Annotated in this window: 15 protein-coding genes; 5 read left to right on the top strand and 10 right to left on the bottom strand. The window is 71.6% G+C overall.

Annotation, left to right across the window (positions count from 1 at the left end):
• Positions 1-26: 26 nt before the first annotated feature.
• Together ilvC and JTN19_RS04500 are read left to right on the top strand one after the other, a co-directional pair.
• Entirely contained in the window at positions 27-1,043 is a 1,017-nt protein-coding gene (ilvC, locus tag JTN19_RS04505) for a ketol-acid reductoisomerase (protein ID WP_206930715.1), read from the top strand.
• 29 nt (positions 1,044-1,072) lie between these two features.
• Positions 1,073-1,879: an alpha/beta hydrolase fold domain-containing protein gene (locus JTN19_RS04500; RefSeq protein ID WP_206930714.1), complete on the top strand. Its 807-nt coding sequence runs from the start codon at positions 1,073-1,075 to the stop codon at positions 1,877-1,879.
• On the opposite strand, the gene JTN19_RS04495 is transcribed toward JTN19_RS04500, so the two are convergent.
• From JTN19_RS04495 to JTN19_RS04450, 10 genes are all read right to left on the bottom strand, one after another.
• Complete coding sequence (locus JTN19_RS04495) at positions 1,845-2,312, bottom strand: MOSC domain-containing protein (protein ID WP_206930713.1); 468 nt, start codon at positions 2,310-2,312, stop codon at positions 1,845-1,847. The genes JTN19_RS04500 and JTN19_RS04495 overlap by 35 nt on opposite strands.
• A 31-nt stretch (positions 2,313-2,343) precedes the next feature.
• Positions 2,344-3,084 (bottom strand): trypsin-like serine peptidase, encoded by a 741-nt coding sequence (locus JTN19_RS04490; RefSeq protein WP_206930712.1) that lies wholly within the window; start codon positions 3,082-3,084, stop codon positions 2,344-2,346.
• The gene (locus tag JTN19_RS04485) at positions 3,081-3,770 is read right to left on the bottom strand and encodes an NAD-dependent deacylase (RefSeq protein ID WP_408901849.1); all 690 of its coding nucleotides are present in this window, start codon (positions 3,768-3,770) and stop codon (positions 3,081-3,083) included. The genes JTN19_RS04490 and JTN19_RS04485 overlap by 4 nt, the downstream gene beginning before the upstream one ends.
• Before the next feature lie 218 nt (positions 3,771-3,988).
• Positions 3,989-4,486, bottom strand: coding sequence for a copper chaperone PCu(A)C (locus tag JTN19_RS04480; RefSeq protein ID WP_206930710.1), 498 nt, complete (start codon positions 4,484-4,486; stop codon positions 3,989-3,991).
• Positions 4,483-4,827: a hypothetical protein gene (locus tag JTN19_RS04475; protein ID WP_206930709.1), complete on the bottom strand. Its 345-nt coding sequence runs from the start codon at positions 4,825-4,827 to the stop codon at positions 4,483-4,485. Before JTN19_RS04475 ends, JTN19_RS04480 begins: the two co-directional genes overlap by 4 nt.
• The gene (locus tag JTN19_RS04470) at positions 4,824-5,321 is read right to left on the bottom strand and encodes a YcnI family protein (RefSeq protein WP_206930708.1); all 498 of its coding nucleotides are present in this window, start codon (positions 5,319-5,321) and stop codon (positions 4,824-4,826) included. The genes JTN19_RS04475 and JTN19_RS04470 overlap by 4 nt, the downstream gene beginning before the upstream one ends.
• Before the next feature lie 21 nt (positions 5,322-5,342).
• Entirely contained in the window at positions 5,343-7,394 is a 2,052-nt protein-coding gene (locus tag JTN19_RS04465) for a TonB-dependent receptor family protein (RefSeq protein WP_206930707.1), read from the bottom strand.
• Between the two features lie 61 nt (positions 7,395-7,455).
• A complete protein-coding gene (locus JTN19_RS04460; RefSeq protein WP_206930706.1) occupies positions 7,456-7,833 on the bottom strand; it encodes a DUF2946 family protein in 378 nt (125 codons plus the stop codon).
• A gap of 32 nt (positions 7,834-7,865) precedes the next feature.
• Positions 7,866-8,402, bottom strand: coding sequence for an RNA 2',3'-cyclic phosphodiesterase (thpR, locus tag JTN19_RS04455; protein ID WP_206930705.1), 537 nt, complete (start codon positions 8,400-8,402; stop codon positions 7,866-7,868).
• 25 nt (positions 8,403-8,427) lie between these two features.
• Positions 8,428-9,024, bottom strand: a complete 597-nt coding sequence (locus JTN19_RS04450; RefSeq protein WP_340643274.1) for an arylesterase — start codon at positions 9,022-9,024, stop codon at positions 8,428-8,430.
• A gap of 70 nt (positions 9,025-9,094) precedes the next feature.
• On the opposite strand from JTN19_RS04450, the gene JTN19_RS04445 reads away from it, so the two are divergent.
• The 3 genes from JTN19_RS04445 (at position 9,095) to JTN19_RS04435 (ending at position 13,217) form a co-directional block, all read left to right on the top strand.
• Complete coding sequence (locus JTN19_RS04445; RefSeq protein WP_206930703.1) at positions 9,095-9,811, top strand: ABC transporter ATP-binding protein; 717 nt, start codon at positions 9,095-9,097, stop codon at positions 9,809-9,811.
• A 2-nt stretch (positions 9,812-9,813) separates the two neighbouring features.
• Positions 9,814-12,312 (top strand): ABC transporter permease, encoded by a 2,499-nt coding sequence (locus JTN19_RS04440; protein ID WP_206930702.1) that lies wholly within the window; start codon positions 9,814-9,816, stop codon positions 12,310-12,312.
• 218 nt (positions 12,313-12,530) lie between these two features.
• Positions 12,531-13,217, top strand: a complete 687-nt coding sequence (locus JTN19_RS04435) for a Bax inhibitor-1/YccA family protein (RefSeq protein WP_206930701.1) — start codon at positions 12,531-12,533, stop codon at positions 13,215-13,217.
• Positions 13,218-13,257 lie beyond the last annotated feature (40 nt).

Here is a 13,257-nt window from a genome sequence, read left to right as displayed (position 1 = left end):
ACTATAACCACAGGAGTGCGCGAGAGATGCGCGTCTATTACGACCGTGATGCCGATGTGAACCTGATCAAGGCGAAGAAGGTCGCCGTGATCGGCTTCGGCTCCCAGGGCCATGCCCATGCCATGAACATGCGCGACAGCGGCGTGACCGACGTCGTCATCGGGCTGCGCCCCGGCGGTTCCGCGAAGAAGGCCGAGGCCGCGGGCTTCAAGGTCATGTCACCCGCCGATGCCGCGAAGTGGGCCGACATCGTGATGATCCTGACCCCCGATGAGGGCCAGGGCGACCTCTACCGCGACCACCTGCACGACAACCTCAAGCCCGGCGCGGCCATCGCCTTCGCGCACGGCCTGAACGTGCACTTCAATCTGCTCGACCCGCGCGCGGACCTCGACGTGTTCATGATCGCGCCCAAGGGCCCCGGCCACACGGTGCGCAGCGAGTACCAGAAGGGCGGCGGCGTGCCCTGCCTGGTCGCGGTCGCGCAGAACCCCTCGGGCAATGCGCTGGAAATCGCGCTCTCCTACGCCAGCGCCATCGGCGGCGGGCGTTCGGGCGTGATCGAGACCACCTTCAAGGAAGAGTGCGAGACCGATCTCTTCGGCGAGCAGGTGGTGCTCTGCGGCGGCCTCGTCGAGCTCATCAAGGGCGGCTACGAGACGCTGGTCGAGGCCGGCTACGCCCCCGAGATGGCCTATTTCGAGTGCCTGCACGAGGTGAAGCTCATCGTGGACCTGATCTACGAGGGCGGCATCGCGAACATGAACTACTCGATCTCCAACACCGCCGAATACGGTGAGTACGTCACCGGCCCCCGCATCATCACCGCCGAGACCAAGGCCGAGATGAAGCGCGTGCTGGAGGACATCCAGTCGGGCAAGTTCGCCCGCGACTGGATGCTGGAGAACAAGGTGAACCAAGCCAGCTTCAAGGCCACCCGCCGTCGCCTGGCCGAACACTCCATCGAGGAAGTGGGCGAGAAGCTGCGTGGCATGATGCCCTGGATCAAGAAGGGCGCCCTGGTGGACAAGGCGAAGAACTGAGCCTGGTCGCGGGGCGGCGGGCGGTCGCGGTGGCGGGGTTGTTCGGCCTCGCCGCCTGCTCACCCGCCCGCCTCGCGAGTTGGCTCACGCCGAGCGAGGGCGTGCGGCGCGAGCAGGGGCTTGCCTACGGCCCCCTGCCCCGCCAGCGCCTCGATCTCTACACGCCCGAGGGGCTGTCCTCCGACGCGCCCCTCGTGCTCTTCCTCCCCGGGGGCGCCTGGGTTTCGGGCCAACGCGCGGAATATGGCTTCGTGGGAATCACGCTCGCCCGGCTCGGTGCCGTCGCGGCGGTCGCGGACTACAGGCTCTGGCCCGAGGCCGCCTATCCGGCCTTCGTGGAGGATGCGGCGCTGGCGCTGCGCTTCCTGGCCCAACAAGACCGGCCCCTGGTCGTGATGGGCCATTCGGCCGGCGCCTTCAACGCGGCCGCCGTGGCGCTCGATCCGCGCTGGGGCGCGCGGGGGCTGGTGTCAGGCCTCATCGGCATCTCCGGCCCTTATGAGTTCGGCGCGCATGAGGTGACACCGCCCGCCATCTTCGCGGGGCTGGAGCGCATCCAGGCCGCGCCCGCGCCGCTGGCGGGGGCGGCCCCCATGCTGCTGCTGCACGGCGGGCGCGACACCACGGTGGGCCCCTATCATTCCGAAATCCTGGCCGAACGGGCGCGCGTGGCGGGCGTGCCGGTGCGGCATGTGGTGTGGCCGCGCCTCTCCCATATTGACATCATGGCGGGCTTCGCGCCCGCCTCGCGCTGGCTGCGTGTGGGCGAGCCCGAGGTGGTGGCCGAGCTCGGCCGCTTCCTCACATCGGTGCGAGGGCATCCCCCGGCCGGATGACGCTCCCCTGCACGATGATGCAGTTCAGCCCCGAGCGGTTGGTCAGCGGCTTGAACAGCCGCCGCCCCAGCAGGTCATCGAGATACTGGCAGGGCACGTTCAGCCGGATTCCCTCCAGCACCGCCCCGCCCACCCGGAAGCGCCGGCCGACCAGGTGGTTCAGCGGCACGCCGCGCACGGTCAGGTTGCGGCGGTGCTCATGGGGTTCCAGCGTCAGGTCGTGGTCGCGCGCCAGGGCCTCCAGCGTCTCCACCTCGATCAGCGTCACCTGGCGTTCGCGCTGGGGCTTGGGGCTGTAGGTGCCGGTGCCGAGCAAATAGCGGTCGCCCTCGATGCCCTGGCCCTCCAGCAGCCGCGCCTCGTCCCGCGCCTCCATGGGCGCGCCGCCGCGCGGGGTGGTGTGGATGTGCAGGAGGGTGCCGGACCATGTCATGCGCCCAGGCTGTGCGCCCGGCCGCGTGCGGTCAAGGCAGGGCCGGGCGCACCATCTCCACCGCCACCGCCTGGCCCAGCGCCATGTCGGCCGCGACGCGCGAGGCGATGCCCGCCACCGCCCAGCCACTGCCCTGCCGCACCAGCAGCGGCGCGCCCGAGGCACCCCGCGTGCCGGCGCAATCATGCAGCAGCAGCCCGCCCCGCAGGTCCAGCAGCCGGCAACCGGTGTCGGCCAGCAGCACTTCCGGCTGGTCCTGCTGGTAGCCGCCCAGCACCAGTGGCGTGCGCGGGGCGGCGGGTCGGTCCAGCAGCGGCAGGGCCACGCCGCGGATGGGCTGGGACAGCGTCAGGATGGCCCAATCCTCCCGCCCAGGTCCGCGCAGCGCGGGGTCATAACCTGGCCCGGCCTGATAGCCGATGACGCTGCCGCGCGCGCGGAAGCGCCCTCGCTCATAGCCCAGCAGGAAGCTCACGCCGCGCGGATGGGTGAAGTCACCGGTGCGGAGCAGCAACAGGCAATGGGCCGCGGTCAGCACCCGGTCAGGCGCGATCAGCGTGCCGGTGCAGCGACCGCCGCCTTGGGTCTGCACCACGCCGATGGAGGTCCAGGGCGCCTCGCCCATCGAGACGGGCGCGCGCGGGTCGAAGCTGCCGATGCCGGGCAGCGGCACCGCCTGGGGCACGCCGCCCGGTGGCGCGGGGGATTTCGTCTGGGCGAAGGCGGGGGCTGCCAGCAGCAGGGCCAGCAGGGCGAGGGCGGACCGTCTCATCGCAGCATCTCCTCCACCCATTGCGGCACCAGCCGACCGGCCGGGCCATGGCGCGTCTCGTGAAAGATGGAGGCGCCGTCGGAAGCTTCCAGATTGATCTCCACCGTGCGCGCCCGACGCCGCACCGCCGCCGCGAAGCCCGCCGCCGGCCAGACCCGGCCGGAGGTGCCGATGGAGACGAACATGTCGCACACCTCCAGCGCCGCCTCGATGCGCTCCATCCCCAGGGGGATCTCCCCGAACCAGACCACATGCGGCCGCAGCCGGCCGGACACGCCACAGGCCGGGCAGGAACTGTCCGGCCCGATGTCGTCCTGCCAGGGGCTGTCAGCGCCGCATGCCAGGCAGCGCGCCCGGCGCAGCTCGCCATGCATGTGGTGCAGGCGGCGGCTGCCCGCGCGCTCATGCAGGTCATCCACGTTCTGCGTGACCAGCAGGAAGTCGCCCCGGTCCCAGGCGGCGTCCAGCCGGGCGAGCGCCTCATGCGCCGGATTGGGCGCGACCTGGTGAAGCTGCGCACGGCGGGCATTGTAGAAGCCCTGCACGCGGTCGGGGTCGGCGGCGAAGGCCTCGGGGGTGGCCACCTCCTCCAGCCGCACCTGGGACCAGAGGCCGCCCAGGTCCCGGAAGGTGGCAAGGCCGCTTTCGGCCGAAATCCCGGCCCCGGTGAGGATGACGAGGTTCATGGCCGCCATCCTGCACCACTTCAGGGCGCGGTTGTGGCGCGACCCGATTCAGGCACGCGGGCCGGATGGCCCTCCGGCCATCGGGACGCTTGTGGCGCGACCCGATTCAGACCTCCGGGCCAGATGGCCCTTCGGTCATCGGGGCGCTTGTGGCGCGACCCGATTCAGACCTCCGGGCCAGATGGCCCTTCGGCCATCGGGGCGCGTGCGGCCAAGCCTCAGTGGCCGTGCCCGCGCGCGCCCGCCGCCTGGACGCGGAGCTGGACGGTCACCTCGCCCGCCTCGGCGAAGCGCAGGGTCACGGGAATGGTCTCGCCCGCCACCAGGGCGCGGTTCAGCCCCATGAACATCAGGTGCAGCCCCCCCGGCGCGAGGGTGGCGCTGCCGCCCGCCGGCACCGGGATGTCCTCCACGGGGCGCATCCGCATAACGTCCCCGTCGCGGATATGGGTGTGCAGCTCCACCCGCCCCGCGACGGGCGAGGTGGCGGAAACGAGCCGATCGGCCGCCGCGCCGGTGTTGCGGATGGTCATGAAGCCCGCCCCCTGGCGGCCTTCCAGCGCGGCGCGCGTCCAGGGTGCCTCGATCCGCAGCGGGCCGAGGCTGGTGGCGCCGTGCTGGTGCTGCACCGGCTGCACATGGCCGTGGTGGTGATGCGCCTGCGCCGCCACGGGCAGCAGCGGCAGGGCGCCGAGAAGGATGCGGCGATGGATCATGTCGAAGGCTCCTGTTGCGTGGGAATGAGTGGAATGTGGCGGGCCGCCTGGGCCGGCCGCGCCTCGATGCGGCCCGCGATGCGCGCCAGCGCGGGCGCCTGGCGCACGGCCAACACCGGGTCGCCCTCGGTGCAGCCGCGGCGCAGCGTGGCGAGGCCCGCCTGCAGCGTCGCCGCCTCCTCCGCCGTGGCGCGCGGCAGGGCGGCGGCGATGGCCACCTCCGCCCCTTCCGCCGCGGCCTGGCAGATCTCGGTCATGGCGCGCTCCATCTCCTCCGGGTCGCAGGCCCATACGGCGATGGGGGCGGCGATCAGCCCCAGGGCCAGCAGCGCGCCCTTCATGGCGCGGCCCCCAGGCGCAGCGTGGGCACGGGGCTGCGCGGACGGGCCTGGCCGGGCGTGGCCACCTCCACCCAGTCATGCCGCGCGCCACCCGCGCAAAGCTGCGCCACGGGGAAGAGCAGCGTCTCGCCCGGGCGGTTGGGGGTGCGGATCATCATGACGAACTCCTCGAAGAAGGGGTCGGGCAAGTTGCCGCCGCTCCAGGCAATGAAGGACGGCGCCTCACGCACCAGCCCATGCCCGCCGGAGACGGGGCGTTCCAGCGGGCGCATCCGCACCGTCAGCTCCCAGCCCGGCTTGGGGCTGGGGCGGGCGGAGGTGATGCCCTCGGGCAGCGTCACCTCGATGGCGGTGGTGGGCTGCCCCGCGCAGCCATGCGGCACGCGGAAGGCGATGCGCTGGAAGCTGTTGGGAGCGGCCTCCGGCGGATCAATGGTGACATGGGCCCCGGCCGGCGCGCTGGCCAGCAGGAGCAGGGCGAGAAGCTTGCGCATGATGTGTCGCTCTCCTGCGGGTCAGAAGCGGAAGGTGGTGCCGGCGAAGACGGCGCGGCCGAAGCCTGGTTCAAAGAGGGCGGAGCTAGCCGTCGCCACCGGCGTGACCGAGGCCGAGCTGATGTAGCGGCGGTCCAGCAGGTTGCGGCCCTCGACGAAGACGGAGATGCCGCGCTCGGGCAGTTCGAAGCCCGCGCGCAGGCCCATCAGCGCGTAGCTGTTGGTGCGCGTGGTGTTGGCGTTGTCCACGAAGAGGCCCTCCGGCACGTAGTCCAGATTGGGCGCCACCCACCACCCGGCCGGGTGGTTGTAGCGCGCCTCGACCCGCAGCACGTGCCGGGGCACGCCGGGCAGGCGGTTGTCGCGGAAGGTCGGGTCGCCGTCGAAGCGGAAATCGCTGAAGCTGTAGGCGCCGCGCAGCAAGACGCTGTCCTGCGCCGTGACGAGGCTTTGCGCCGCGCGCCAGGTGGCGGCCAGTTCCGCGCCCTGGTGGAGGGTGCGGCCGGCATTGCGCGCGAAGCTCGACCCGGGCGTGGGGCCCTGGAACAGCTGGATCTCGTTTCGCAGCCAGGCGTGCCAGATGGCGGCCTCGATGTTGACCGGGCCCACCTCGCCCCGCACCCCCAGCTCGATGGTGGTGGCGCGCTGCGGCTTCAGCAGGCTGAACCCGCCGAGCGGCACCAGCGATACCAGGTCCGACAGGGTCGGCGGCTCGGTGGACCAGGTCACGTTGCCATAGGCCTGCAGCCCCGGCGTCGCCTGCCACATCACGCCCAGGCGCGGATTGGCGAAGGACCAGTCCCCGCTGCCGCTGAGCGCCGGGTTCAGGCGGTTGATGCTCTCCCGCCGCGCCTGCCCGCCCGCGATGCCCGTGACCAGGGCCAGGTTGTCCAGCACATAGAGGCTGTTCTCCACATAGGCGTCGAGGGTGGTGGCTTGCTCCCGCGCCGAGAAGGTCAGCGCCCCGCGCCGCCCGGACAGGTTCACGAAGCGACGGTTGTCCACATCGCCCATGGCCGCGTTCACGCCCGTGACGAGGCGGTTGCGAAGCCCGCCGAGGCGGCCGTCCAGCGTGACGCGCGCGAAGAGGTTCACGTCGTCGTTGCGGTTGTCGATCACCTGGAAGATCGGGTGATCCAGGCGCCGGTGCACATAGCTGCCGCCGAACTCCAGCAGCCCCCCCTCGCCCAGCCGCACGGCGGTGCGGGAGCCGATCCGCAGGCTCTCGATGTTGCGGGCATAGCGCAGGGCCAGATTGGCCGCCGCCGCCTGGCGCGGGTTGGACAGCGCGGCCGCGCGGGTCAGCGAGCCCGGAATGTCCTGCCGGATGGAGTTGTAGGTGAAGAAGAGCCGCGTCTCGATGTCGTCATTCACCCGCCAGCCCAGGTTCATGTTCACCCGGGCGCTGTCGCCGCCGCTGTGGCGCCGGTAGCCATCCTGCCGCGCGCCGGTGATGCTGATGGCGCCGTCGAAGGGGCCGGACACCACGCCATGGGCCAATTGCCCGCGGAAGAGGCCGAAGCTGCCCGCCTCCAGCCGGACCATGGAGCCCTGCCGGTCGCGCCCCGTCGGCGTCACGAAGTTGATGGCGCCGCCCAGCGTGTTGGCGCCCAGGGCGAAGGCATTGCCGCCGCGGAAGACCTCCACGCGCTGGAAGGTCAGCGGGTCCAACTCCTGGAAGTCGCCACTGCCATCGGCCTGGTTCACCGGGATGCCGTCCTGGTAGAGGCGCACCCCCCGCAAATGGAAGCTGCGCGCGACGCCCGAACCCCGGATGGAGAGGCGCGAATCCTCGCCCCATTTGGGCTGCGTGAAGACGCCAGGGACAAATTCCAGCACGTCGCGCAGCGTGGTGGCGCCGGCGCGGTCATTGAATTCACTGGCGGGGACCACGGTGTTGTTGCCCGGGCTGAGCCAGGCGCGGACCCGCGCCTGCTCATTGCTCGGCACGGTCAGCGAGGGCGCCGGGGCCGTAACCAGCACGGAGGGGATTTCGGCGGGCGCCTGCGCTCCAGCAGGCGCGGCGAGAACGAGAAGCGGTGCGGCCCAGCAGGCGCGCGGCAAGGCGGACATGGGAGATTTCCGAAATGGCGTGAACGAGGGCCCGCGCGGCGTCACCGCGCGGAGGGCGTGTTCAGGCCAGGACGGGCGGGGCGCGGGTGCTGTAGGGCGGCGCGCGGGCGCGCGGGGAAGGCAGGGCGGTGCCAGTCAGGGAGAAGCCGGGGACGGCGGCGAAGATCACGGGCTCCGACAGCGTCGGCGCGGCGGGCAGCACCACGCCGGGCAGCCCGGCGCAGGCGGGGCAGACGCCCGACCCCGCCTCGGCCGGGGCCTCCATGGGCTGGCCCTCATGGTCCAGCAGCGCGAGGCGCTTGCCCTCGATGGTGCAGATCTCAACCAGCAGGCCATGGGCGGCGCCCAGGCCGCGCAGGCAATGCGCCGCACCCACCCCGGCCTGCATGAACAGGACAAGGGCGAAGGCCAGGCAGCTCAGGCGGCGGAACGCTCCCACATGGGAGGCTTTACGCCGGCGAGGCGTCGGGCTCAAGCCGCCAGGGCGTATTCGACCTCGGGCGTGTAGACCGCCATCTCCTTGCCCAGCCGCGAGGAGAAGAGCACGAAATGCTCCACCATCACGGGCTCGGTGCGAAAGAGGTTGTGCGCCTGGACGAAGCCCGCGAGCTTGTCCAGCGGCACCAGGTCGGTGCGCGCCAGCGTCACATGCGGGGTGAAGCGGCGCCGCTCGGCCGGCAGGCCCGCGCGCTGCAAGGCCGTCTCGATCTTGGCCTGGAGATGCGCGAGCCCCGGCGTGCGTTCCGCCACCGCATGCAGGGATTGCACCCGGCCGGCCTTCTCGAAGGTGCCGAGACCCTGCAGGCGCAATTCGAAGGGCTTGGCGCGGATGGCGGCGAGAGCGAGGTCCACCTCCTCCGCCTCCACGGAGGTGACGTTGCCGATGAAGCGCAGCGTCAGGTGATAGTTGGCCGGCGGCACCCAGCGGACGCCGGGCAGGCCGCCCACCATCAAGGCCAGGCTGTCGCGCACCGCCTCCGGAAGTTCGAGAGCGACGAAGAGACGCATGGGCACCCCCTTCCGGATTCGCGCATTATCCTGCCGGGACAGCGGCCACCCGGTCCAGCAGTTGTTCGGTGACAGGCAGGATCTCCGCGATCATGCGCTCAACGCCCCGGGCGTTCGGATGGATGCCGTCGGCCTGGTTCAGCGCCCGCTCCCCCGCCACGCCCTCCAGGAAGAAGGGCATGAACAGGATGTTCGGCCGGCGCCGCGCCGCCTCCGTGAAGACCGCATGGAACTCCCGCCCATAATCCGCGCCGAGATTGGGCGGCGCGTGCATGCCGGCCAGCAGGGTTGGGATGTTGCGCGCCTCCAGCCGGTCCAGGATGGAATTCAGCGCCTCGGCCATTCGGGACACCGGCAGGCCGCGCAGCCCGTCATTGCCGCCGAGCGCCACGATGGCCGCCTGGGGCCGGTCGGCCAGCGCCCAGTCGAGCCGCGCCGCCCCGCCGGCCATGGTGTCGCCCGAGACGCCGCCATCCAGCACCCGCACCTGGCGCCCGCGGGCGTTCAGCGCCGCCTCCAGCCGGGGCACGAAGCCCTCGCCGCGCGGCAGGCCGTAGCCGGCCGTCAGGCTGTCGCCCAGCGCCAGCAGCCGCACCGGCTCCTGCGCGGCGGCCTGACGCACGCCGACACCCAAGGTTGCGGAAAGCAACAAACCCTTTTGCAGCGCAACGCGGCGCCCATATCGCAAGGTGATGGACAAGCAGCAAACCCCTTCGCCGTTGATCGCGGCCCATGATCTCCGCTTCGAGGTGGGGGCCGCCGCCGGGCGGGTCAACATCCTGCGCGGGGTGAGCCTCTCGGTCGCGGAGGGCGAGGCGGTGGCCATCGTGGGCCCCTCCGGCTCCGGCAAGACCTCCCTGATGATGCTGCTGGCAGGGCTGGAGCGCGCGACCGCGGGCCGGCTGACCGTGGCGGGGCGCGACCTCTCCGCGATGGACGAGGATGCCCTGGCCCGCTTCCGGCGCGAGGAGGTCGGCATCGTCTTCCAGTCCTTCCACCTGGTGCCGACCATGACGGCGCTGGAGAATGTGGCCATCCCGCTGGAATTCGCGGGCGACCCGGCCGCCTTCGCCAAGGCCGAGGCGGCGCTGGCTTCGGTGGGCCTTGGCCACCGCGTCGGCCACTACCCCGGCCAGCTTTCGGGCGGCGAGCAGCAGCGCGTGGCCCTGGCCCGCGCCTTCGTGGCCACCCCCCGCCTGATCCTGGCCGACGAGCCCACTGGCAATCTCGACCGCGCCACGGGCAACCTGGTGATGGACCTGCTCTTCGACCTGCGGGAGCGGCACGGCACCACCCTGCTGCTGATCACGCACGACCCGCTGCTGGCCGCGCGCTGCGCTCGGCAGATCCATGTGGCCGATGGGCGCATCGAGCGCGACACGGCCGAACTGCCGCTGGCCGCGGAATAGCTATGCGCGATGTGATGATGGGGCTGCGCCTCGCGCGGCGCGAATTGCGCGGGGGTGCCCGCGGGCTTTGGCTGGTGCTGGCCTGCCTGGCGCTCGGCGTGGCCGCCATCGCGGCCGTGGGCACGCTGCGCGCGGGCATCCAGGCCGGGTTGCAGGCGGATGGCGCGCGCATCCTGGGCGGTGACCTCGAAATCCGTGGCGGCTACCAGCCGGTGGATGCGGCCACCCTCGACTGGGTGCGCGCCCGTGGCGGCACCATCAGCGAGGTGCGGATGCTGCGCGCCATGCTGGTGGCCCCCTCGGGCGAGCGGAGCCTCGTGGAACTCAAGGCCGCCGATGGCCTCTACCCGCTCTTCGGCGAGCTGCGGCTGGACCCGGCGGTGCCCCTCTCCGGCGCGGCCGTCGTGGCCGAACCCGCGGTGGCCGACCGGCTGGGCCTCACCACGGGCGACGCGGTGCGCCTGGGCGAGGCGCAGTTCACCTTCGCCGCGCGCATCACCGAGGAACCGGACCGCGTCGCCACCCCCACCGTCTTCGGCCCGCGCGCCATCATCCCGCTGGACCAACTCGCCGCCACGGGCCTTGCCCAGCCCGGTAGCCTGATCAGCCACGAATACCGCATCCGCCTGCCCGAGGGCGCCTCGGCGCGGGCCTTCGGCAATGACCTCCGCGCGGCCTTCCCCACCGCGCCCTGGCGCGTGCGGCTCGCGGAACAGGCCGAGCCGGGGGTGAACCGCTTCCTCGACCGCGCCGCCTCCTTCCTGACCCTGGCGGGGCTGACGGCGCTGCTGGTGGGCGGCATCGGCGTGGCGACGGGCGTGCGCGCCTGGCTGGAGGCGCGGGCGCGCACCATCGCCACCCTGCGCTGCATGGGCGCCCCCAGCACGGCCATCTTCTCGGCCTATCTGTTCCAGGTGCTGGCGCTCTCCGCCGTGGGCATCCTCTTTGGCCTGCTGGCCGGCTGGGGCCTCACCTTCCTGGCCGCGCAATTGCTGGCCGGCGCGCTGCCCGTGCCGCCGCGCATGGGCTTCTATCCGGCGCCGCTGGGGCTGGCCGCTCTCTACGGCCTGCTGACTGCGCTGACCTTCGCGCTCTGGCCGCTCGGCCGCGCGGGGCGCATCCCGGGTGCCGCCCTGTTCCGCGACATGTTCCGCACCGAGGCCCGCCGCCCCGGCTGGCGCGTGATGGCACTGAACGCCGTGACGGCGGGCGCCCTGGTGGCGCTGGTGATCCTGACGGCCGAGCAGCCCTTCTTCGCCATGGCCTTCTGCGCGGGTGCCGCGGTGGCGCTGGTGGTGTTCCGCCTGGGAGCCGGGGTGCTGATGTGGGGTGCGAAGCGCCTGTCGCACATCCGCCGTCCGGCCATCCGGCTCGGGCTCGCCAACCTCCACCGGCCGGGGGCGGCCACGCCCATCATGCTGGTGGCCTTGGGGCTGGGGCTGACCACGCTCGCCGCCATCGCGCAGATCGAGGGCAATCTGCGCGCCGCCATCGGCAGTGAGATGCCCAACCGCGCGCCCAACTTCTTCTTCATCGACATCCAGCCCGACCAGGTGGGCGACTTTGACCGGCTGGCGCGCGAGACGCCCGGCGTGGAAGAGGTGCGCCGTGTGGCCAGCCTGCGCGCGCGCATCAGCAGCGTGCGCGGCATCCCGGCCGAAGAATACCAGACCACCCCGGACACCGCCTGGGCGCTCCGGGGCGAGCGCGGCCTGACCTACACGGCCGAGATCCCGGAAGGCACACGGCTGGTCGAGGGCCGCTGGTGGGCGCCCGACCATTCCGGCCCCACCCTGCTCTCCTTCGACGCCAATCTCGCCCGAGGCTGGGGCGTGGGCATCGGCGACACCATCACGGTGAACGTGCTGGGGCGCGAGGTGGAGATGACCATCGCGAACCTGCGCCAAGTGGAATGGCGCAGCCTGGCCATGAACTTCACCCTGGTGGCCTCACCCGGCCTGCTCTCGGCGGCACCCCACACCCATATCGCCACGGTGCGCGGCGACCCGGCGCAGGACGGGCTGCTGCTGCGGCGTATCACGGACGCGCTGCCCAACGTCTCGGGCGTGCGGGTGCGCGACGCCTTGGCCCAGGTGGCGGAGTTGCTGGGGCGCATCGCCACGGCGCTGACGGCGACGGGTTCGGTGACCTTGCTGGCGGGCGCGCTGGTGCTGGCGGGCGCCGTCGCCGCGGGCCAGCGCCGCCGCGTGCGCGAGGCCGTGGTGCTCAAGACCGTGGGCGCCACGCGCGGCCAGATCCGCCGGGCCTTCCTGGTGGAATTCGGGGCACTCGGCGCCTTCGCGGGGCTGCTGGCGGCCGCGGCCGGCACGGCGGCGGCCTGGGGCGTGGTGCGTGGCATCATGCGGCAGGAATGGCTGTTCCTGCCGGGCACCCTGGCCTTGACAGTGCTGGGCTGCATGGTTCTGGTGCTGGCCTTCGGCTATGCTGGCACCGCCCTGGCTCTGCGCGCCCGTCCTGGTCCCCTGCTGCGGAACGAGTAGCCGCACCGCAGCGTAAAGAAGTCCAGGCAACGTGAAATGGCGTTGAATTCGGATTACAGCCGGTCCATATAGCGGCACGACGGGCAACGCCCGATTCAGGAGGACACATTCACCCATGGCACTCCAACCCCAATCTCGGTGGACTCAGCCGCAGCAAGGCTGGGGCCGCGCCGGCGCGCTCGATCAGGCGGTCCTCGACGAGGAGGCTGCGCAGCTACATGCTCCGCGTCTACAACTGGATGGCGTCGGGCCTGCTGCTCACGGCCATCGTGGCCTACCTGATCGCGAGCACCCCCGCCGTCGCGGAACTCTTCTACACCACGGTCCGCACGCCGCGCGGCCTGGCCACCGCGCCGACCATCCTCGGCTGGATCGCGATGTTCTCGCCGCTGGCCTTCGTCCTCGTCCTCTCCTTCGGCATCAACCGGATGAGCAAGACGACGGCCCAGGCGCTGTTCTGGGTGTTCGCGGCCGTGATGGGCGCGAGCATGTCGAACATCTTCGTGATCTACACGGCGTCCTCGATCGCGAGCACCTTCTTCGCCACCTCGGCGATGTTCGCGGCGATGAGCCTGATCGGCTACACGACGAAGCGTGACCTGACGAAGCTGGGCAGCTTCATGATGATGGGCCTCATCGGCATCATCATCGCGATGGTGGTGAACATCTTCATCGGCTCTCCGGCCATTGCCTTCGTCGTCTCGATCCTGGGCGTGATCATCTTCTGCGGCCTGACCATGTGGGACACGCAGCGGATCAAGAACGACTACATCGAGCACGCCTATGCCGAGGGCTCGGAGATGGCGGGCAAGCGCAGCGTGATGGACGCGCTGGGCCTCTACCTGAACTTCATCAACCTGTTCCAGTTCCTGCTCCAGTTCATGGGCATGCGGAACCAGGAGTAACCGGCCCCAAGGCCGACCGGCCCGGCGGAGCGATCCGCCG

The sequence above is a fragment of the Roseococcus thiosulfatophilus genome (assembly GCF_017311575.1).
Taxonomy (GTDB): Bacteria; Pseudomonadota; Alphaproteobacteria; order Acetobacterales; family Acetobacteraceae; genus Roseococcus; species Roseococcus thiosulfatophilus.
This window is presented reverse-complemented; position numbering and strand designations above follow the sequence as displayed.

Excerpts from the sequence above, each read along its gene's own strand:
- ilvC (WP_206930715.1), top strand. The coding sequence starts at position 27 with ATGCGCGTCTATTACGACCGTGATGCCGATGTGAACCTGATCAAGGCG.
- JTN19_RS04495 (WP_206930713.1), bottom strand. The coding sequence starts at position 2,312 with ATGACATGGTCCGGCACCCTCCTGCACATCCACACCACCCCGCGCGGC.
- JTN19_RS04490 (WP_206930712.1), bottom strand. The coding sequence starts at position 3,084 with ATGAGACGGTCCGCCCTCGCCCTGCTGGCCCTGCTGCTGGCAGCCCCC.
- JTN19_RS04485 (WP_408901849.1), bottom strand. The coding sequence starts at position 3,770 with ATGAACCTCGTCATCCTCACCGGGGCCGGGATTTCGGCCGAAAGCGGC.
- JTN19_RS04480 (WP_206930710.1), bottom strand. The coding sequence starts at position 4,486 with ATGATCCATCGCCGCATCCTTCTCGGCGCCCTGCCGCTGCTGCCCGTG.
- JTN19_RS04475 (WP_206930709.1), bottom strand. The coding sequence starts at position 4,827 with ATGAAGGGCGCGCTGCTGGCCCTGGGGCTGATCGCCGCCCCCATCGCC.
- JTN19_RS04470 (WP_206930708.1), bottom strand. The coding sequence starts at position 5,321 with ATGCGCAAGCTTCTCGCCCTGCTCCTGCTGGCCAGCGCGCCGGCCGGG.
- JTN19_RS04465 (WP_206930707.1), bottom strand. The coding sequence starts at position 7,394 with ATGTCCGCCTTGCCGCGCGCCTGCTGGGCCGCACCGCTTCTCGTTCTC.
- thpR (WP_206930705.1), bottom strand. The coding sequence starts at position 8,402 with ATGCGTCTCTTCGTCGCTCTCGAACTTCCGGAGGCGGTGCGCGACAGC.
- JTN19_RS04445 (WP_206930703.1), top strand. The coding sequence starts at position 9,095 with ATGGACAAGCAGCAAACCCCTTCGCCGTTGATCGCGGCCCATGATCTC.
- JTN19_RS04440 (WP_206930702.1), top strand. The coding sequence starts at position 9,814 with ATGCGCGATGTGATGATGGGGCTGCGCCTCGCGCGGCGCGAATTGCGC.
- JTN19_RS04435 (WP_206930701.1), top strand. The coding sequence starts at position 12,531 with ATGCTCCGCGTCTACAACTGGATGGCGTCGGGCCTGCTGCTCACGGCC.